The sequence below is a fragment of the Acinetobacter sp. WCHAc060025 genome, assembly GCF_004209355.1.
In the GTDB taxonomy this organism is placed as follows: domain Bacteria; phylum Pseudomonadota; class Gammaproteobacteria; order Pseudomonadales; family Moraxellaceae; genus Acinetobacter; species Acinetobacter wuhouensis.
The window spans coordinates 93,596-111,205 of the sequence record NZ_SGSX01000006.1; the positions used below are offsets into that span (position 1 = coordinate 93,596).

Annotated in this window: 23 protein-coding genes; 12 read left to right on the top strand and 11 right to left on the bottom strand. The window is 36.6% G+C overall.

The features are described from left to right. Positions 1–61: 61 nt before the first annotated feature. Both cysK and EXE09_RS06655 read left to right on the top strand, forming a co-directional pair. Positions 62–1,060, top strand: coding sequence for a cysteine synthase A (cysK, locus tag EXE09_RS06650; RefSeq protein ID WP_130116745.1), 999 nt, complete (start codon positions 62–64; stop codon positions 1,058–1,060). A 162-nt stretch (positions 1,061–1,222) separates the two neighbouring features. Next, positions 1,223–1,558 (top strand): hypothetical protein, encoded by a 336-nt coding sequence (locus EXE09_RS06655; protein WP_130116746.1) that lies wholly within the window; start codon positions 1,223–1,225, stop codon positions 1,556–1,558. An 81-nt stretch (positions 1,559–1,639) separates the two neighbouring features. On the opposite strand, the gene EXE09_RS06660 is transcribed toward EXE09_RS06655, so the two are convergent. Next, positions 1,640–2,248: a Maf family protein gene (locus tag EXE09_RS06660; RefSeq protein WP_130116747.1), complete on the bottom strand. Its 609-nt coding sequence runs from the start codon at positions 2,246–2,248 to the stop codon at positions 1,640–1,642. Continuing rightward, positions 2,248–2,631 carry a DUF2237 family protein gene (locus EXE09_RS06665; RefSeq protein WP_068975129.1) on the bottom strand — a complete coding sequence of 128 codons (384 nt, stop codon included), beginning with the start codon at positions 2,629–2,631 and terminating at the stop codon, positions 2,248–2,250. The genes EXE09_RS06660 and EXE09_RS06665 overlap by 1 nt, the downstream gene beginning before the upstream one ends. 142 nt (positions 2,632–2,773) lie before the next feature. Here EXE09_RS06665 and EXE09_RS06670 point away from each other — a divergent pair, with 142 nt between their 5' ends. From EXE09_RS06670 to EXE09_RS06685, 4 genes are all read left to right on the top strand, one after another. Then, on the top strand, positions 2,774–3,961 hold the full coding sequence (locus EXE09_RS06670; protein ID WP_130112182.1) for a phosphoglycerate kinase: 1,188 nt from the start codon (positions 2,774–2,776) through the stop codon (positions 3,959–3,961). 150 nt (positions 3,962–4,111) lie between these two features. Then, positions 4,112–4,387, top strand: coding sequence for a hypothetical protein (locus EXE09_RS06675; RefSeq protein ID WP_130116748.1), 276 nt, complete (start codon positions 4,112–4,114; stop codon positions 4,385–4,387). A gap of 129 nt (positions 4,388–4,516) precedes the next feature. After that, positions 4,517–5,554 carry a class II fructose-bisphosphate aldolase gene (fba, locus tag EXE09_RS06680; RefSeq protein ID WP_130116749.1) on the top strand — a complete coding sequence of 346 codons (1,038 nt, stop codon included), beginning with the start codon at positions 4,517–4,519 and terminating at the stop codon, positions 5,552–5,554. Between the two features lie 110 nt (positions 5,555–5,664). Beyond that, positions 5,665–6,525: a DMT family transporter gene (locus tag EXE09_RS06685; RefSeq protein ID WP_130116750.1), complete on the top strand. Its 861-nt coding sequence runs from the start codon at positions 5,665–5,667 to the stop codon at positions 6,523–6,525. 4 nt (positions 6,526–6,529) lie between these two features. On the opposite strand, the gene EXE09_RS06690 is transcribed toward EXE09_RS06685, so the two are convergent. Further along, positions 6,530–7,423: a LysR family transcriptional regulator gene (locus EXE09_RS06690; RefSeq protein ID WP_087551887.1), complete on the bottom strand. Its 894-nt coding sequence runs from the start codon at positions 7,421–7,423 to the stop codon at positions 6,530–6,532. A 125-nt stretch (positions 7,424–7,548) separates the two neighbouring features. On the opposite strand from EXE09_RS06690, the gene EXE09_RS06695 reads away from it, so the two are divergent. Both EXE09_RS06695 and EXE09_RS06700 read left to right on the top strand, forming a co-directional pair. Then, the gene (locus tag EXE09_RS06695) at positions 7,549–8,286 is read left to right on the top strand and encodes an SDR family oxidoreductase (protein WP_130116751.1); all 738 of its coding nucleotides are present in this window, start codon (positions 7,549–7,551) and stop codon (positions 8,284–8,286) included. Positions 8,287–8,604: 318 nt separating this feature from the next. Beyond that, positions 8,605–9,210 carry a GNAT family N-acetyltransferase gene (locus tag EXE09_RS06700; RefSeq protein WP_130116752.1) on the top strand — a complete coding sequence of 202 codons (606 nt, stop codon included), beginning with the start codon at positions 8,605–8,607 and terminating at the stop codon, positions 9,208–9,210. Positions 9,211–9,243: 33 nt separating this feature from the next. On the opposite strand, the gene EXE09_RS06705 is transcribed toward EXE09_RS06700, so the two are convergent. The 6 genes from EXE09_RS06705 to EXE09_RS06725 all read right to left on the bottom strand — a co-directional run bounded on the left by EXE09_RS06705 (position 9,244) and on the right by EXE09_RS06725 (position 13,071). Continuing rightward, positions 9,244–9,786 carry a CbrC family protein gene (locus tag EXE09_RS06705; protein ID WP_130116753.1) on the bottom strand — a complete coding sequence of 181 codons (543 nt, stop codon included), beginning with the start codon at positions 9,784–9,786 and terminating at the stop codon, positions 9,244–9,246. Between the two features lie 27 nt (positions 9,787–9,813). Then, positions 9,814–10,854, bottom strand: coding sequence for a helix-turn-helix domain-containing protein (locus tag EXE09_RS06710; protein WP_130116754.1), 1,041 nt, complete (start codon positions 10,852–10,854; stop codon positions 9,814–9,816). A 196-nt stretch (positions 10,855–11,050) separates the two neighbouring features. Then, on the bottom strand, positions 11,051–11,347 hold the full coding sequence (locus tag EXE09_RS19025; protein WP_228257176.1) for a hypothetical protein: 297 nt from the start codon (positions 11,345–11,347) through the stop codon (positions 11,051–11,053). Next, entirely contained in the window at positions 11,348–11,689 is a 342-nt protein-coding gene (locus tag EXE09_RS19030) for a DUF4304 domain-containing protein (protein ID WP_228257177.1), read from the bottom strand. Between the two features lie 19 nt (positions 11,690–11,708). Next, complete coding sequence (locus EXE09_RS06720; protein ID WP_130116755.1) at positions 11,709–12,308, bottom strand: hypothetical protein; 600 nt, start codon at positions 12,306–12,308, stop codon at positions 11,709–11,711. A gap of 112 nt (positions 12,309–12,420) precedes the next feature. Next, complete coding sequence (locus tag EXE09_RS06725; RefSeq protein ID WP_130116756.1) at positions 12,421–13,071, bottom strand: hypothetical protein; 651 nt, start codon at positions 13,069–13,071, stop codon at positions 12,421–12,423. A gap of 98 nt (positions 13,072–13,169) precedes the next feature. Between EXE09_RS06725 and ispF the strand changes: the two genes are divergently transcribed. After that, entirely contained in the window at positions 13,170–13,661 is a 492-nt protein-coding gene (gene ispF / locus EXE09_RS06730; protein WP_130116757.1) for a 2-C-methyl-D-erythritol 2,4-cyclodiphosphate synthase, read from the top strand. A gap of 377 nt (positions 13,662–14,038) precedes the next feature. Here the strand turns inward: ispF and EXE09_RS06735 are convergent, their stop codons facing one another. Further along, entirely contained in the window at positions 14,039–14,842 is an 804-nt protein-coding gene (locus tag EXE09_RS06735) for a xanthine permease (RefSeq protein WP_130116758.1), read from the bottom strand. A gap of 154 nt (positions 14,843–14,996) precedes the next feature. Continuing rightward, entirely contained in the window at positions 14,997–15,263 is a 267-nt protein-coding gene (gene rpsT, locus EXE09_RS06740) for a 30S ribosomal protein S20 (protein WP_004720657.1), read from the bottom strand. A 214-nt stretch (positions 15,264–15,477) separates the two neighbouring features. On the opposite strand from rpsT, the gene EXE09_RS06745 reads away from it, so the two are divergent. Genes EXE09_RS06745 through EXE09_RS06755 form a run of 3 tightly spaced genes read left to right on the top strand, consistent with a single transcriptional unit; the run spans position 15,478 to position 17,507 of the window. Next, positions 15,478–16,158 (top strand): nucleoside-diphosphate sugar epimerase, encoded by a 681-nt coding sequence (locus tag EXE09_RS06745; protein ID WP_130116759.1) that lies wholly within the window; start codon positions 15,478–15,480, stop codon positions 16,156–16,158. Positions 16,159–16,170: 12 nt separating this feature from the next. Continuing rightward, entirely contained in the window at positions 16,171–16,683 is a 513-nt protein-coding gene (gene rraA, locus EXE09_RS06750) for a ribonuclease E activity regulator RraA (RefSeq protein ID WP_068975145.1), read from the top strand. A gap of 38 nt (positions 16,684–16,721) precedes the next feature. Continuing rightward, positions 16,722–17,507, top strand: a complete 786-nt coding sequence (locus EXE09_RS06755; protein WP_068975146.1) for a glutathione S-transferase N-terminal domain-containing protein — start codon at positions 16,722–16,724, stop codon at positions 17,505–17,507. Positions 17,508–17,610: the final 103 nt, after the last annotated feature.

The following is a 17,610-nucleotide window of genomic DNA, read 5'->3' on the forward strand; positions in this document are numbered from 1 at the left end:
AAGTTTCATAAAAAAGCATTATGATAGAGTGATATAACACATTTAGATTCAAGGAAAGACCATGTCTACAGATCCAAATTTCCCAGCAACTGAAAATTTAGGTATTGCTGTGTATAGCAACAACTCGGAAGCGATTGGTAATACGCCTTTGGTACGTATTAATCGTCTGATTTCGAGTGGTGCTACTGTACTTGCCAAAGTGGAAAGCCGTAATCCTGCATTTTCTGTAAAAGATCGTATTGGTGCAGCTTTGATTGCTGATGCTGAAGCAAAAGGTCTTTTGAAAAAAGGCATGCACATCGTTGAGCCTACAAGCGGAAATACGGGTATTGCTTTGGCATTTGTTGCTGCGGCGAAAGGTTATGATATTACTTTAACCATGCCTGCAAGTATGAGTATCGAACGCCGTAAAGTATTAAAAGCTTTGGGTGCAAATTTGATTCTGACTGAACCTGCAAAAGGAATGAAAGGTGCGGTTGATGAAGCAGTACGTTTAGCGACTGAACAGCCTGAAACATATTACTTACCACAACAGTTTGAAAACCCAGCGAATCCTAAGATTCATGAAACTACGACTGGCCCTGAAATTTGGGCAGCAACAGGCGGTAAAGTTGATATTCTCGTTGCTGGTGTTGGTACAGGCGGTACGATTTCTGGTATTTCGAGTTATTTTGAAAATGTAAAAAAACAGTCGATTCATTCTGTTGCTGTTGAGCCTGCGGATTCTCCAATCATTGGTCAAACTAAACGTGGCGAAACCTTGACACCAGGACCTCATAAGATTCAGGGGATTGGTGCAAACTTCATTCCTAAAAACTTAGATTTAAGTTTGGTGGATGAAGTAATCGCAATTGAAAACCAAGAAGCGATTGATTTTGCACGTCAAAGTGCAACTCAAGAGGGTGTTTTTGTGGGTATTTCTAGTGGTGCGGCTTTAGCTGCTGCTGCAAAACTTGCGGCTCGCCCTGAAAATGCAGGAAAAACCATTGTGGTGATTCTTCCTGATGCGGGTGAGCGTTATTTATCTTCTGTGTTATTTGAAGATATTTCAGCGGATTGATTTGTTGTTGGTGTTAGAAGAAGCCTCAGTTTGAGGCTTTTTTTTATGTGCAATAATGAATATCACTACCATAGAAATAATATTCAATATACCACTCGGTTAGATAGTTATTAATTTCAAAGCTATCTCCATTTTGGGATTTTACTATAAGAGAGTTGATGAATGATTTATTTTATCGTACCGCATAATCAAAATGCTGTTGAAAAAGACAATTATGGCATTATGGATCAAGAAATAATGACAATTGTCCCTTTAGAGCGGGAAAAAATAGATATGTTATGGAAGATTGGTTATTTTAATGATTTGAATAATAAATTTAATTTATTGATAGATGAAACTGAAGAGGAGATTATATCGGGTGAAAAATGTTTAGAAGATGCCCTAAAATTTACAATAGGATACATAGAAAAATATCCTGATGTTGAATATTTACATCTAATAAAGTCTTTGTTAGATGAAGCTCTTAATTATAAAACTCAATTAAATTTATATCTTTAATTGAGCCTTAGTATTTAGTTTAATAATATGTAAATTTAGTTTGCTCTTATAAAAGAGATTTAATATAAAAAATGTGAATACTTAAGGGAGAAAAATCCCAAACTTCCTTAAAACCCCACACAACTGAATCATAGGCATACCCATTAGTGTGGTTTGATCCTGCCCAATCATTTGTTCAAATAACGATATTCCTAAACTTTCACATTTAAAACTACCTGCACAATACAAAGGCTGATCAATTTCGATATAACGCTGAATTTCTTCAAGTGTTAATTCTCGAAATTTCACATGATAATGCTCAACCAAGGTGTGTTCAAAACCAGAAGCTAGATGTTGCACACTGAGTGCAGTACTAAAATAAACATTCTGACCTGAATTGGCTTGTAACTGCTGAATCGCTTTTTCTACAGTTAAAGGCTTGCCAATAAAATCTTGTGGTGAATGTTCGCGCCAAGCGACTTGATCAGAACCAATCACAATTGCATTGGGATGATCTTTTGCTATGACAAGAGCTTTTTCAAAAGCCAAACGCTTTGCCAAATCATCAGCATGGGTTTCACCACGCGGAGTTTCATCAATATCAGGTGAAATACAGTGATAAGTTAAACCTAGACGATTCATTAAATCTTTACGGGTTTGACTTGATGAAGCCAAAATGATTTCAGCATTTTTATTTTCAGAATGACTCATTAAACAGCATATTCCATTAACAAATCTAAAGGAACGTAAGACAGAACGGCTTGGTGACATGCCTGTAATTTTACACGTGGCGCCATATCATGCTGATAAGCTTCAACCCAACGGGTCACGCATAGACACCAAAAGTCGCCAGGTTGTAAGCCGGGAAAGCCATGTTCAGGTAAAGGTGTGATTAAATCATTGCCCATTCTTTGGGAAAAACTCAAAAATTCAGAAGTTAATTCGACACAAACCGTATGTTGTCCGATGTCAGAAGGTGCTGTATGACAAAATCCGTTACGAAAATAACCCGTAATCGGTGAGAAGCAACAACTTGCTAAAGGCTCACCTAAGACATTTAAACCATTGATTTTAGGATTGGGATGAATAGACATAAGCATTCAAAATTAAAAAGTTTGACCTATAATAATCAAAACAGAACTTTTCTACAGCTTTTCTACGAAAGTATCTAACCTTTTTTTGTGTAATCATTTAGAATCTACGCGATTTTCAATATCTAATAAAAGAGAGCTATACATGAATTTTCAGCGTATGACTGACCTCGATTTAACAGGCAAGCGTGTTCTTATCCGTGAAGATTTAAACGTACCTGTTAAAAATGGTGTGATTACAAGCGATGCACGTTTACGTGCGGCTTTACCGACAATCAAATTGGCACTTGAAAAAGGTGCTGCGGTAATGGTGTATTCACACTTAGGTCGTCCTGTTGAAGGTGAACCAAAAGCTGAACAATCTCTTGCACCTGTAGCGGCTTATTTAACTGAAGCTTTAGGGCAAGAAGTAAAACTATTTACAGATTACTTAGATGGCGTTGAAGTTGCAGCGGGTCAAGTGGTATTGCTTGAAAACTGCCGTTTCAATACAGGCGAAAAGAAAAATAACCCTGAATTAGCAGCGAAATATGCAGCGCTTTGTGATGTATTTGTAATGGATGCTTTCGGTACTGCACACCGTGCAGAAGCATCTACTGAAGGTGTTGCACGTTTAGCCAAAGTTGCAGCAGCAGGTCCTTTACTTGCAGCTGAATTGGATGCTTTAGGTCGTGCGCTTCAAACGCCTGAAAAGCCAATGGTTGCAATCGTTGCTGGTTCAAAAGTATCAACTAAGCTTGATGTTTTAACTTCACTTTCTGATATTTGCGATCAATTGATTGTGGGTGGCGGTATTGCCAATACATTCCTTGCTGCGGCTGGTTTCAATGTTGGTAAATCATTGTGTGAACATGATTTGATTGATACTGCGAAAGCAATTGCAGCGAAAGTTTCAGTTCCACTTCCAACTGACGTTGTAGTTGCTGATGCTTCAGAAATCAACTTTGATGATTTCTTGGGTTCACTTGCGGCAGCGAAAGCGGTTGTGAAAAAAGTTGAAGACGTTGCTGACAATGACATGATTTTAGATGTCGGTCCAGAAACTGCAAAAGCATTTGCTGAGATATTAAAAACATCGAAAACGATTCTTTGGAATGGTCCAGTAGGTGTGTTTGAAGTGGATCAATTCGGCGAAGGCACTAAAGCATTGTCATTGGCAATTGCTGAATCAGCAGGTTTCTCGATCGCAGGCGGTGGTGATACTTTAGCTGCGATTGATAAATATGAAGTTGCTGACAAAATCGGCTATATCTCTACAGGCGGTGGTGCATTCCTTGAGTTTGTTGAAGGCAAAACACTTCCTGCAGTTGCTGTATTGCTTGAACGTGCATAATCACTTATTTAAAACACATTTATGACGTTTTAATGAAAGGGCTGACGCTGTGTCAGCCCTTTTGTTTTTGCTATTCATCTTCAAGTAATAAAAATGAAATATTTTTGCAATAAACTAAATTTAATCCAATCACTAACACTGGGAAATGTGATGAAATTTAAATTTGCTCTTGTAGCACTTATGATTGCTCCTTTAGCACTGACTGCATGTTCTAAACAAGAAAAAGCACCTGCGTCAGAACAAACATCTACTTCAGAAGCAACTTCTACAGCGTCTGAAAATATAACTCCAGAACAACAAGCAGCGATCGATGCAATCGACAAGCCTGTACTTGATGAAAAAAATACGGATGTTCCTGCTGAACTTTCAAATGCACCAGCAGATGCGGCGACTCCTCATGAAGAAGAAGCGCCAAAAGCACAATAATCTAAGTGCTTTGTTGATATTTGTTAAAAGTCCCTGCTAAAGCAGGGATTTTTTATGAAATAGTCAAGATTGTTGCTGATTTGAAATAATTCCCCATGTAGAATATGGGGCATTACTTGGGAGGATATTATGGCTCTTATTTCATTGCGCCAACTCTTGGATCATGCCGGTGAACATAACTACGGCGTTCCAGCGTTTAACGTAAACAACTTAGAACAAATGCGCGCAATCATGTTAGCCGCTGACGAAACAAATTCACCTGTAATTGTGCAAGCTTCTGCGGGCGCACGTAAATATGCAGGCGCTCCTTTTTTACGTCATTTAATTCTAGCTGCAATTGAAGAATGGCCACATATTCCAGTGGTAATGCACCAAGATCATGGTACAGATCCAGATGTATGTCAGCGTTCTATCCAATTGGGCTTTTCATCAGTGATGATGGACGGTTCATTAGGTGCAGACGGTAAAACACCAACCACTTATGAATATAACGTAGACGTAACTCGTCGTACGGTTCAAATGGCGCATGCGTGTGGTGTGTCTGTTGAAGGCGAGATTGGTTGTTTGGGTAGCCTTGAAACAGGTATGGCAGGTGAGGAAGATGGCGTAGGCGCTGAAGGCGTTCTTGATCATTCTCAACTACTTACTTCAGTTGAAGAAGCAACTCAATTTGTAAAAGATACCAATGTTGATGCACTTGCAATTGCTGTAGGTACTTCACACGGTGCGTACAAATTCACTCGTCCACCTACAGGCGATATTTTGGCAATTGACCGCATTAAAGAAATCCATGCGGCACTTCCAAATACACACCTTGTAATGCATGGTTCAAGCTCAGTTCCACAAGAATGGCTTGCGATCATTAACCAATATGGTGGCGACATCAAAGAAACTTATGGTGTTCCTGTTGAGCAATTGGTTGAAGCAATCAAACACGGTGTACGTAAAATCAACATCGATACAGATTTACGTTTAGCGTCTACTGGTGCAATACGTCGTATGATGGCTGAACAACCAAGCGAATTTGATCCACGTAAATTCTTCGCAAAAACTGTAGATGCAATGAAACAAATCTGTGTAGATCGTTATACAGCATTTGGTACAGCGGGTAATGCCGACAAGATTCGTCCAATTTCTTTAGAGAAAATGGTGGATCGTTATAAATAATTTGATTTAATTATTTATAAATTGAATGATTTGTAAAAGAAAGCCCACTAAGTTTTAGTGGGCTTTTTATTAAACTTTTTGAAATACTAAATTGAAATAAGAAGATCGTCATGGAACTGATTTTTTCAGCAGCACTGTGTAGTGTACTGGTCTCTATCCTGTTGAAATTTGCCAAACAGAAAGGCTTTGATGCACTGCAAATGATTGCATGGAATTATGCCATTGCCAGTATATTCAGTTACTTATGGTTTAAGCCTGATTTAGCCCATATTTCAGTATCTCAAACACCGTGGTGGTTGATCATTGTATTAGGAATGGTGTTACCGAGCATCTTTTTATGTCTTGCCAAATCATTACACACAGCAGGGATTGTTAAAACTGAAATTGCACAGCGTTTATCTGTGGTTTTATCACTATTGGCGGCTTATTTTTTATTTCAAGAACAATTCAATCAATTGAAAATGTTAGGCATCAGTTTAGGAATTATTGCTGTGCTTTGCATTATTTTTTCTCAAACTAATTCTTCACTAGATTCAAACTCATCTTTAGATCGAAAAGGTGTGATGTATTTACTCAGTGTTTGGATAGGTTATGCAGTTGTTGATATTTTACTGAAATATACAACGAGTCTAGGATTGCAATTTCCTGTGACTCTGACCTTAATGTTTTTCTGTTCCTTTATTCTTTCTATCGCTTATTTATTGTTTCGTAAAGCGGATTGGAATATTAAAAATATCTTTGCAGGCTTTGTTTTAGGGCTTTTAAATTTTGCCAATATAGCTTTGTATGTGAAAGCACATATTTTACTGAAAGATTCTCCAGCAATTGTTTTTGCAGGAATGAATATTCTGGTCGTGTTATTTGGTGTGATTGCAGGCTTAATCATTTTCAAAGAAAAACTCAAAGTGATTACAGCATTGGGGCTAGTTTTGGGTTTAGGTGGGGTGGTATGTTTAGGGTTGGCAATCTAAAAATTTATAACTGTTGATACAATGTCACGAGCCAATCAATAAATACACGAACTCTAGGTGAAAGCTGCTTATGCTGTGGATACAAGGCAGCCACATTCATATATGGGCTTTGCCAATCTTTTAGTAGTTCAACCAAAAGATTATTTTGAATCGCATCTTCTACATGATAACGCGGCACTTGAATTAGCCCTGTACCTTGTAAAGCTGAAATGACATAGTTTTCTGCGTCATTCACACTGAGCCAGTGTTGAAGTTGATATTGTACGGTATTGCCATCAACAATAAGTTCGAATGGATATGAATGTTGTCTAGATGATGAAAAAAAACCAACACAATGATGAAGTTTCAAGTCATTAGGTGTTTGTGGATAACCATATTGTGCTAAGTAAGCAGGGCTTGCACAAATCACTTGAGGCATTTTCATCAATGGTCTTGCGATCAACGATGAATCCTGTAAGGTACCTGCTCGAATAACACAATCAATACCTTCTTTTACCAAATCGACCAAACGATCTCCACTACTCATGATCAATTGAATATCTGGGTATTTTTGATGAAAATCTGCGATACGTGGCAATACAATTTTTGTTGCATGCGTACCGTGTAAATCCACGCGTAAAATACCTTTAGGTTTTGCGTGGATATCTCGTAATGCGGAATCTGCATCTTCCAATTCTGAAAGAATACTTTTACAGCGTCGATAATAGGCTTGCCCATCTAAAGTTGTGCGAACATGTCGTGTTGTACGTTCCAATAAACGGGTATTTAAACTTGACTCTAATTGCTTAATCGCATGGCTGGCGGTGGCACGTGGAATTGCAAGTTGATCAGCGGCAAGACTGAAACTTTTTAATTCAACAATTCGAGTAAATAAATTTAAAGTTACTAACTTATCCATTTTAATGTGATTGTTGATGATTATAAAATTATCTTATCAAAAAAATAGTCTTTATCCATACAATGGAAATATTAAACTGTACATAAGCAAAATTGATACACAAATTAATTTAATTCGAGGTTTAAATGAATCACACAATTAAAACAGCTTTGGTTACTGGTGGTACTAAAGGTATAGGACGGGCAATTGTAGAGCGATTGGTGAAGGATGATTTTTTTGTCATTGTTAATTATGCAAATGATCAAAATGAAGCTGAAAGCTTTTTACAATATATTCAAAAATTAGGTGGGAAGGCTACGGCGATAAAAGCCAATGTTGCAAATGAAATTGAAGTCCAACAATTATTTGAACAAGCGCAGGAAATTAATGGACAACTTGATGTTGTCGTACATAGTGCAGGTGTTATGCCTATGGTAAAAATAGTTCCAGAAAGCCTAAATGATTTTGATCGAGTGATTCAGGTTAATTTACGTGGTGCATTTTTAGTATTATCTCATGCTGCTCAAACAGTACATGATGGTGGGCGAATCATTGCATTATCAACCAGTGTAATTGCAAAATCATTTCCAGGTTATGGTCCATATATTGCATCTAAAGCAGGTGTGGAAGGATTGGTACATGTGCTTGCAAATGAACTACGTGGACGTAATATTACTGTGAATGCTGTTGCACCAGGACCAACAGGTACGGAACTTTTCTATAAAGGAAAAACTCAAGAGCAAATTGATGCAATTGCTAATTTAGCACCTCTTCAACGAATCGCAACGGTGAATGAAATTGCCAATGTGGTTGGTATGCTAATAGGAGAAGATGGTAGTTGGATTAATTCTCAGGTAATTCGTGTGAATGGTGGTTTTGCATAATGCTTTTATTCTAGTTAAATAGTGAAATTGCAATAATTCATTTTTTAAATTTAGTATGGATCATTGAGTGAAAGAGTTTTGAATAAGCTTGTAATATGATTTAAATTTTCACTTTAAAATCATCTTACGTATTAAAAACTCTTAAACTCGGATGTTATTTAAGTTTTAATATCGTAGATTTAAAATAATTGTATTAGGTTATAATGTTTGGTTTGAAATAATTTGATATAAAGTCTTAAAAGCTTAATATTTTGCTCATAAAATTTAAAAAAACATAGCGGACAATGGGGGAGCCTCCTCTACATTGGTGTAATTGCTATGAATCAAGATGTTTTTTCCTCGCTTTATTCACCATTACACATCAATGGTGTACAGCTTTTACCACTACAGGCTGAACATGAACAGGCTTTAGTTGATGTGTGTAAAGATGGAAGTTTGTGGGAGCTTGATTATACCTCGGTACCACATTACTCCCAGATTAATGCTTATATTGCCAAAGCATTAGAACTTAAATCTCAAGGCTTACGTGTACCTTTTGTTGTACTCGATCAAACGACTGGAAGTATTGTTGGAACAACCAGTTTTCGTGATTTTGTGTGGGATGTACGCCGTGTTGAAATTGGCTATACATGGTATGCGAAATCGGCACAAAGAACGCATATTAATACCAGTTGTAAGCTCTTATTACTTCGTTATGCCTTTGAAACATTGCAAGCCAATTCAGTTGTCTTGCGTACAGATATTCGTAATTTAAAAAGTCAAAAAGCGATTGAGCGTTTAGGTGCGCATCGTGATGGTATCCTCCGCCAAGATGCTTTACGCAAAGATGGAACAGTCAGAGATACCGTGATGTATAGCATTGTTAAAGAAGAATGGCAGGGTATTCAGCGTTATTTAACTGATTTATTAATGCATTCATCATGAATGGTAGATATTTAAATACGTCCCTTATTTACTTTAACTACAATCTATATGTAAGCGATGTTGTTGACAATGAATGCATTGAAAGAGATAAGCTGTTAAATCACCATCAATGCTAAGGTGATCTTGAATAAGTTCGAGCGGATAGCTTTGCTCTTCAATATCTGCTTTGATTTCATTCCAAATGGGTTTAAGCATTTTACTATCTGCATATGCGATAAACATACATGGTTCATTGCAATGCACAAGCCACACTTCTTGTTGCCAACTGTGATAACTTGGTGTTTGAGTGCAGATTTCATTTAAGTGTTGTGTGTTTACTGTTGAAGGTGGATCGCTTGGATTAGGTGAAATGCCTTCGATACTGCAAAAATCATTGAATTCACCATTATATTTACGTGCTGCTTCACCATTTGCAATACACCAAGGACAAATATAATCAGGCTCATCAATGCTATAAAAAGAGCAGTTATATTTTAAATCACGTTCTTCATTACAAATTGAACAAATACCTTTTTCATGCTCAAAGATATTGAGTTTGTAAGCATTGGGATGATATTTAAAATTTGGATAATCCATGTTCTTTTCTGCTTCTTTTATGAATGATCAACAATAAAACTCTTCTCTAAAACTTTCAATCAGTTCTGGTGGAACTCGCGTGGTTTGACCATTGGTACGCATAAATAATTCACCTTTATAATACAGTGGGCGATCAGCTTTGTTGCATTTAAATACCAGAATGGTTTTACCTTGAATATTTATTTCATCTAATGTTGTATAAATATTGGAAATTTTATTGCTTTCGTGCGCTAATTTATCAATTAAGCTACGTTTCATCAAATCAATTGAATGATTGAAATGTTCGGCTAATTCCTGATCAATCCCCACAATTTTTAAATCATCCGAAATACCAATAAAAACATAGCCATTACGTGTATTCATAAAGGCAAAACAGGCTTTTACCCAACGATCAGATTTGCGATTAGTCAGTAAATCAGTAGTACGCTCTTTAAACTCGATTCTTTGATTCTCACCTTGTTGAATCAACTGATAATAAAAATCTGCATTGGTATTGTTTTGGTAATGATTTAATGAGGTTTTAATTTTTTCGAGTGATTTATAAGCCGTTACAGTTTCTAAGTTATGAATATCTTGCCATTGGTAAATTAACTTGGTCTTTAATTCAATACTTAAATTCGGGTCAGCAATATATTCAAAACTCAGTTTTAAATAATGTAGGATTTCTCGATAAATATCATGGCTTGCAACAGGAATAGAAATTTTATTGTAGGTATCACGAACTTTTTCTATTTTTTTATGCAGCTCAAAAGGATCTTGATAAAAACTTAAATATTTTAATTCATTTAGAATATGTTCATAAGGGCGATGAAATGAAGTTGGGAAAAGTTGTTTAGGTGGGATATTGATATATTTTTCAATTTGTTGGAAATAGTGTCTTAAGGTGGGATATTTAAAAGCTTGATAGATATTAATTTCAAATTTTTCGGAAAGTGAGTTAGATGTAAAAGCCTGAAAGAACAGTAAAGTTTGGATTTCTTTATATTTATTGGGGTAGTCATGCCATTGAGTTTCGAGGAATTCATTAAAGTTTTTAAACTTATTGGTGATATACGTGTTCAAATCCATATTAACACCCTTAATCCTCTGTTTTTGGTGTTCGGTATTTACAACAAATATGTCATCAGACTATTTATATAGGTTTATTTATAAGTGAAACAGGCAAATAAATAAAGCCATAGTTTTTAAAATGTGTATGTAAAGTTGTTAGAAAATATAACAAATATTTCAAATTTATGAATCAATATACATCTGACCCAAATGTCTAAGGTGAAATATTAGGAATCGCTAAATGAGGATTTATTATAAAGGAATCAAGCTTTTGTTTTAAGGAGGTTGCTCTTTCAGGCACAGCAGGTAGCGCAAGTTCAGCTAAAGTTTTGACTAAGTCTAAATTTCCTGCAGTAGCTGCAACATGACATAATTTAGCCATATCCATTGGATGTATTGGATTTTGAACGGCAAGGTTTGCTTGATGAATAAAATCCTGTGGCCAATGCGCCAACGCATTGAAAAATAATTGGCTTTGACGATTCCACTCAGACACTAAAAATTGAACCATTTAGATAGCTTCTTGCTGGTTTGAACCATATACCCAGTCGCTATCATAATCATTGACCAAGTTAGGGAGGATTGAATTTCTCCATGCACAATCATATTCACGCATTTTTTCAATGACTAAAGGTTTACCTGTACAACCCATGACATATTCACCTAATGGGCGTAGGTGAATACCGAGATTAACCTGAAAACAATGCCGTTTTACTGAATGTTGAATATCGACAATACGAATGATTTCACCATCAATCTGTCTAAATACATCTGCTTTTTGAGTAAAACCTTGTGTTTTTAAAATCGGGTAAAACTGGTTGCGTAATTGAGCAGAAACAAAGTTTTTATCCATGTTCTTTATTCACAAAAAATCAGCATTGCCATAGAAATTTGGCTGTTTTGCCTTGTGGACAATCAAAGAGATAGGCTGAACCTGCACCGCCAAAGTTCATTGATGTCCGATGGTCTGGTCCTTCTTCTAGTTGGGCAATAAAGCGCATTGGCTGTTGGCAACAATCGCATTCAGGCGTTTCATCATTTTGAATCCATTCTGCTTGTCCTGAAAGTTGTCCTAAAATTTCTCGCTTCTTACCAGACCATTGTTGGCGTGATTCAGCGTAATCTAAGTGTTGGTCTTCAATGATTTTTGCACTGTATTCCGTTTCACGAAGTGTATTTTCAGATTCAGTGGGTTGAAAGTGTTCCAAAGCATTTGTGTTGTCAATAACAAGAACAGTGTTCCCGCCACCATCGGCATCCCAATCATCACACATACCAGGATCTTGGCTACACATAAAAATTAACTCAAGCCCTAAATCTGTTTTGACTTTACCAAGATATTGCATTGCCCCTTGGCAATTCTCACAGATTGGCCAATCTATATATGTACCCATAGTTTTAACAGGTAGACCACCAAAAGAAGTCTGATCAAGCTGAGTGGGTACTTGATCTAGAATTAAAAGCTTTGTCATTTTTATCTCTATATTGTTTAGTTGTTATAGAGACTAATATATTTGAGCGATCTGCATAATTCAAAGCACTTTATGAAAAAAATTGTTCATTTTCGTGATGAATCAAAGCTACTCAGTCATATAAACGGTAAATCCCTGTAAAACGTTCGCAACCTTTTTGTTGAGTTTTAACAGTTAAAATAGCTTTTTGAAAATTAAGCTGATATTTACAATCATGCTCATTGTCCAAAATCTCGTTCTTTTTTTCAGGTGTCGTATAGGCAAGTAAAGGAACGATTTGAGTCTCTTTGCGATTATTTGGATTACGGTAGGCAATACCTTCCACTTTAATACGATCTTTAGTGAGTTGATGAATTTGTAAATGAATTGGTTGTTTAGAGATTTCACCATGTTCATATTTGATGAAATGTTGAGTTAAACTTTGATTCATAGACGTATAAAAATTCAAATCTTCAAATCGAATATCAAATTGTTGTTTAAGACAGTCATTGCTTTTACATTGTTGTAAGCGGTTAAACCATAAATGATTTGTATCATTAATCAAACGAATCGGTGCATCAGTAATCAAGTAAGCCGTTAGATATTTTTCATTTAATTCTGAACGTAAGTCACTGAACTGTGTGCTACATAACTTTTTTAAAAGCGTTGTATTTGAATGCCCACAATCGACAGGCAATGCATAGACCGCAGACGTGCTGAGACAGCCTAAAATGAGACCAGACAAAAGCGTTTTAATTTGATTAAGTTCTGTTTTCAACAGCATGATCGCTTATACTTTCACTATGTTTGCATTCGTACTATAGCGAATTAGAAACGACGAATAAAGATTTTAACTTTAAAAACTGCATAAAGGAGCTGAAAATGATCGTACCGATTCGTATTGGGCAGGGAATGGATGTACATGCCTTTGAAGAAGGTGACTTTGTGACTTTGGCAGGTGTAAAAATTCCACATACACATGGGCTAAAAGCGCACTCAGATGGCGATGTCGTGCTTCATGCGTTATGTGATGCTTTACTTGGCGCATTGGCACTGGGTGATATTGGACAGCATTTTCCAGATACGGATGCTGAATTTAAAGGTGCAGACAGTCGTAACTTGTTAAAGCATGTTTATCAACTGATTTTAGATCGTGGTTATCGTTTAAATAATGCCGATATCACTGTGGCTTGTGAACGACCAAAACTCGCAAAGCACAATTTAGAAATGCGTCAAAGTATTGCAGATGTACTGAATGTTGAAGTGACACAAATCAGTGTTAAAGCAACTACCACTGAGAAACTCGGTTTTACTGGACGTCAGGAAGGGATTCTTTCTACTGCGACTGTATTGGTTAGTCATGTTGGAAAATAATATTTGTATAATTGCTATAAGTGATTCATTGATGTTAGGCAGTTAAAAAACAATGCACGTTACAAACAGTTTTAGAGCACATTCGGCGGAGTCTTGCATCAAAAGTTTTGATTTAGGGATTAGCCTGCGGCTCGCCTTACTTTTCTTACGGGAAAAGTAAGCAAAACCATTGTCATCCGCAGAACTCGTCAGCTTCCGTCAAAATTTTGAATATATCGCAGAAACATTTATGGTTAGATGTAGTCTTGCCTCAGACAAATGCGGATGACGTTATCGCGTATCCACTTTTTTCTAGGGGCAATCTACGATTTTGGTGTTACTGTGTAACATCAGCGATTAATAAAGAAAGTCATCAAGAAATATATACCCGAGGATGTTTAGGCATCCTCATTTTTATTTCCGCGAACAAAATGAATAATGACGGGTAAAAGTGCCAATGCAAATACACTACAAATTATTGCTACCCAAATAGGATGCGCATTGGGATTTCCTAAGAAGAAATATTCAAAAATGACATAGATAAAACAAGCAAACATCGCTGTCGTTGCCAAAGGAATCGTGATTCTAAAAATCAATATATGCCAAAATTTCTGTAAGGGCTTCATATTGAAATTCATCGCATAAGCAAAGATGCTATAGAGTATTGAAACCATAATGAACGTCATAAAAAATGCTGCAAATTGCAGGATGTAGTTACGTATTGTAAGTTCCTGAACAATTTGATCACCATCTGCATAGAGCACTTTGATTTGTTCACCAATAACAGGTTGTTGAGCAGAACTGACATTGGTTTGAATGCTTTTTATTACATGCCCATGCTGATCCTGAAAGCTGACATAGGCATCATACATCAACGTTCTGGTTTCAATACCTTTGGAATTTCGATCTGTGACCCATTCAGAAGTGTAGGAGGTGATTGTTGCTTGGTAGCTAGGCTTGGTAATGAAATTAAAAATAGAAACAGGAAGTATGATCAGAAAAGGTAAGACGATAGACGAGATCACGAAAATAATTGTCGCAGGGAAAAAATAGCTTGATTTGGATGTCGTAGCACTTATTGTGCTTTGGTGGTCATCTAAACGATTAACCCACTTTTTAGCAAGCCAAATTGACCAAATGAGCAAGGCAATTGCACTAAATATGAATATATAAATCGTAGGAATAGTTGTGAGTGTTTGCATTATTATTAAAATCAAGCGTTATTATTGAATAATGCTACAAGTTCAGCACTTTAAAACTATTGAAGTTTTGTAATTCCTATTTTAAATTTTGAAGTGCGAAGTAAAACCTATAGGCGTAAAAAAAGCCCTTGCGGGCTTTTTTCGAATGCATAAATTAGTTAGCTAAAGCTTTAACTTGTGCATTTAAACGGCTCTTATGACGAGCAGCTTTGTTTTTATGGATGATACCTTTATCAGCCATACGGTCAATTACTGGAACCGCAGCTTTATAAGCTTCAGTTGCAGCAGCATATTCACCAGTAGCGATTGCAGCGATTGTGCGTTTGATATATGTACGTACCATTGAACGCAAGCTTGCGTTGTGTTTACGTGCTTTAACGTTTTGACGAGCACGTTTTTTTGCTTGAGCAGAGTTTGCCACTCGTGCACTCCTTGAAATAGATTGGTCTGGGCGGGCTGAAATCGCATCTGAAAACCTACATCAGAGGATTATCACCAGCCCGTAAACAAGTGCCATATTGTGATTAAATAGCCCATCAAAGTCAAGTCTTGACATGCTTTGACAACATTTTAGTTGCAGAAAAATTTGAAATAAAACGTTAGATTAGTGATAAATCTAGGAGATTGTTTAAAAAATGACTAATTCGATAAAAAGAGCGATTGTGATCGGGGCAACAGGTTTAGTGGGAAAATCTTTAGCTGAACAATTAAATTCATTAAGCAGTTGTGAAAAAATAACCGTCGTGGTGAGAAAGCAAAATTCGGAATTTGAACAATATGCCAAAGTGGAGCAATTTGTTTTAGACGATTTTCTTTTACTCAATGATCAAGATGTAAATGGCTATAGTCATGCATTCAGTTGTCTAGGCTCAACTATTAAAAAGGCGGGATCTAAACAAGCTTTTTACAATATTGATTTTGAAATTAATGCACATTTTGCTGATCTGTTTGAAATGACTGAAACCCATTTTCTTTTAGTTAGTGCGATGGGTGCAAAAGCAGGTTCACCAATTTTCTATAATCAGGTTAAAGGTGAATTAGAAGAATATATTCAAAAATTAAACCTTTATAGATTCTCGATTATTCGACCTTCATTGTTATTGGGTGATCGTACAGAGGAGCGTTTTCTTGAAGATGCAACACAAAAACTCTATCGTAAATTTTCACATTTAGTACCAAACTCTTTTAAATATAAGCCAGTGACAGCAGAGCAAGTCGCTCATACTATGGTCGAGGTTGCACAAACTCAAACTCAAAAAATTGAAATATATGATAATTTATACATACAAAACTTGCGCATACAAAATGCCAAATAATGGAGAAATAAAGTGTCTACAGTCGCATTCGTAACTTGTGATTTATTGGATGACAATCCTGAAAAAGAAATTCAAACTTTAATTCCATCACTGGATGGAAAATTCTTCCGCAGTTATGGATTGCGCAAAACATTTGGTGGTCAAATCGTGACAGTTAAATGCTTTGAAGATAATTCACGTGTCAAAGAATTACTTGCGACAGATGGTCAGGGCAAGGTACTGGTTGTTGATGGCGGTGCATCAATGCGTTGTGCTTTGATGGGCGATATGATTGCTGAATCTGCGGTTAAAAATCACTGGAATGGTGTGATCATCTACGGTTGTGTACGTGATGTAGATGCATTGGCTGAATTGGATTTAGGTGTACATGCATTGGCTTCAATTCCACAAAAAAGTAATCGTAAAGGCATAGGCGAGGTGGATGTTCCATTGTATTTTGGCAGTGTTACTTTCAATTCTGGCGAATATGTCTATGCAGATAACAATGGAATTGTAGTATCAAAAGAAAAATTAGTTGATCTATAAAATGATTTCAAAATAGGGTTATCCCTGAGGGTCGCAAGATGGTGCATCATCAAATAAAAGTCGTACAGGCTTTAGCTTCAGCAATTACAGCAGGTGGTCGTGGTGCAAATGGTACGCCATTTCCCAATCAGCCTGAAAAAGCACTAAAGTTATATGAATTTGAAGGTTCACCATTTTGTCGCCGTGTTCGTGAGGTGATGACTTTATTGAACTTGGATTATGAAGTTTATCCATGTCCAAAAGGTGGAACGAAATACCGTAAACAAGTCAAAGAGCTTGGTGGAAAAATGCGTTTTCCATTCTTGGTTGATGAAAATACAGGTGAAAAACTGTATGAATCCCAAGATATTATCCATTATTTATTCAAACACTATGGAAAGAATGGCAAGACACCGAAGAAGTATGCACATTATCCAAAATATCCAGTGGTAGCTTTTGCTGGTACGCTAATCAATGGCGCACGTGGCGTATGGATTGATAAAAAGATTGTCAATCGTGCTGCACCTGAACAATTGATTGAGTTGTGGGGATTTGAAGCAAGCCCCTACACGCGTATTGTGCGCGGTGTGTTGACTGAACTTGAGATTCCTTTTGTTTTTCATAATGTGGCTAAAGAGCGTTGGCAAGATCAAGGTCCATCGGTTTTGCGTTTAAAACCAGGTAAATATATTCCTTTGACAGGTGGTAAGCGTGAAAAAGTTGTTCCTGTGATGGGACGTGTTAAAAATGATATTCAAGTGCCTTATTTGGTTGACCCAAATACAGGCGCACAGTTGTTTGAGTCTGAATCAATTGTAAATTATTTACAAAAACAATATGGTTAGGTAATTGATGCTAATAACTTAAAAAAATCACCTTTCAAACTGATTTAGAGCATACTTGACGGAGTCTTACATCGAAAGTTTTAGTTTCAGGATAAGCCTTCGG

Coding starts and splice junctions, on each gene's coding strand:
- cysK (WP_130116745.1), top strand. CDS start 62: ATGTCTACAGATCCAAATTTCCCAGCAACTGAAAATTTAGGTATTGCT.
- EXE09_RS06655 (WP_130116746.1), top strand. CDS start 1,223: ATGATTTATTTTATCGTACCGCATAATCAAAATGCTGTTGAAAAAGAC.
- EXE09_RS06660 (WP_130116747.1), bottom strand. CDS start 2,248: ATGAGTCATTCTGAAAATAAAAATGCTGAAATCATTTTGGCTTCATCA.
- EXE09_RS06665 (WP_068975129.1), bottom strand. CDS start 2,631: ATGTCTATTCATCCCAATCCTAAAATCAATGGTTTAAATGTCTTAGGT.
- EXE09_RS06670 (WP_130112182.1), top strand. CDS start 2,774: ATGAATTTTCAGCGTATGACTGACCTCGATTTAACAGGCAAGCGTGTT.
- EXE09_RS06675 (WP_130116748.1), top strand. CDS start 4,112: ATGAAATTTAAATTTGCTCTTGTAGCACTTATGATTGCTCCTTTAGCA.
- fba (WP_130116749.1), top strand. CDS start 4,517: ATGGCTCTTATTTCATTGCGCCAACTCTTGGATCATGCCGGTGAACAT.
- EXE09_RS06685 (WP_130116750.1), top strand. CDS start 5,665: ATGGAACTGATTTTTTCAGCAGCACTGTGTAGTGTACTGGTCTCTATC.
- EXE09_RS06690 (WP_087551887.1), bottom strand. CDS start 7,423: ATGGATAAGTTAGTAACTTTAAATTTATTTACTCGAATTGTTGAATTA.
- EXE09_RS06695 (WP_130116751.1), top strand. CDS start 7,549: ATGAATCACACAATTAAAACAGCTTTGGTTACTGGTGGTACTAAAGGT.
- EXE09_RS06700 (WP_130116752.1), top strand. CDS start 8,605: ATGAATCAAGATGTTTTTTCCTCGCTTTATTCACCATTACACATCAAT.
- EXE09_RS06705 (WP_130116753.1), bottom strand. CDS start 9,786: ATGGATTATCCAAATTTTAAATATCATCCCAATGCTTACAAACTCAAT.
- EXE09_RS06710 (WP_130116754.1), bottom strand. CDS start 10,854: ATGGATTTGAACACGTATATCACCAATAAGTTTAAAAACTTTAATGAA.
- EXE09_RS19025 (WP_228257176.1), bottom strand. CDS start 11,347: ATGGTTCAATTTTTAGTGTCTGAGTGGAATCGTCAAAGCCAATTATTT.
- EXE09_RS19030 (WP_228257177.1), bottom strand. CDS start 11,689: ATGGATAAAAACTTTGTTTCTGCTCAATTACGCAACCAGTTTTACCCG.
- EXE09_RS06720 (WP_130116755.1), bottom strand. CDS start 12,308: ATGACAAAGCTTTTAATTCTAGATCAAGTACCCACTCAGCTTGATCAG.
- EXE09_RS06725 (WP_130116756.1), bottom strand. CDS start 13,071: ATGCTGTTGAAAACAGAACTTAATCAAATTAAAACGCTTTTGTCTGGT.
- ispF (WP_130116757.1), top strand. CDS start 13,170: ATGATCGTACCGATTCGTATTGGGCAGGGAATGGATGTACATGCCTTT.
- EXE09_RS06735 (WP_130116758.1), bottom strand. CDS start 14,842: ATGCAAACACTCACAACTATTCCTACGATTTATATATTCATATTTAGT.
- EXE09_RS06745 (WP_130116759.1), top strand. CDS start 15,478: ATGACTAATTCGATAAAAAGAGCGATTGTGATCGGGGCAACAGGTTTA.
- EXE09_RS06755 (WP_068975146.1), top strand. CDS start 16,722: ATGGTGCATCATCAAATAAAAGTCGTACAGGCTTTAGCTTCAGCAATT.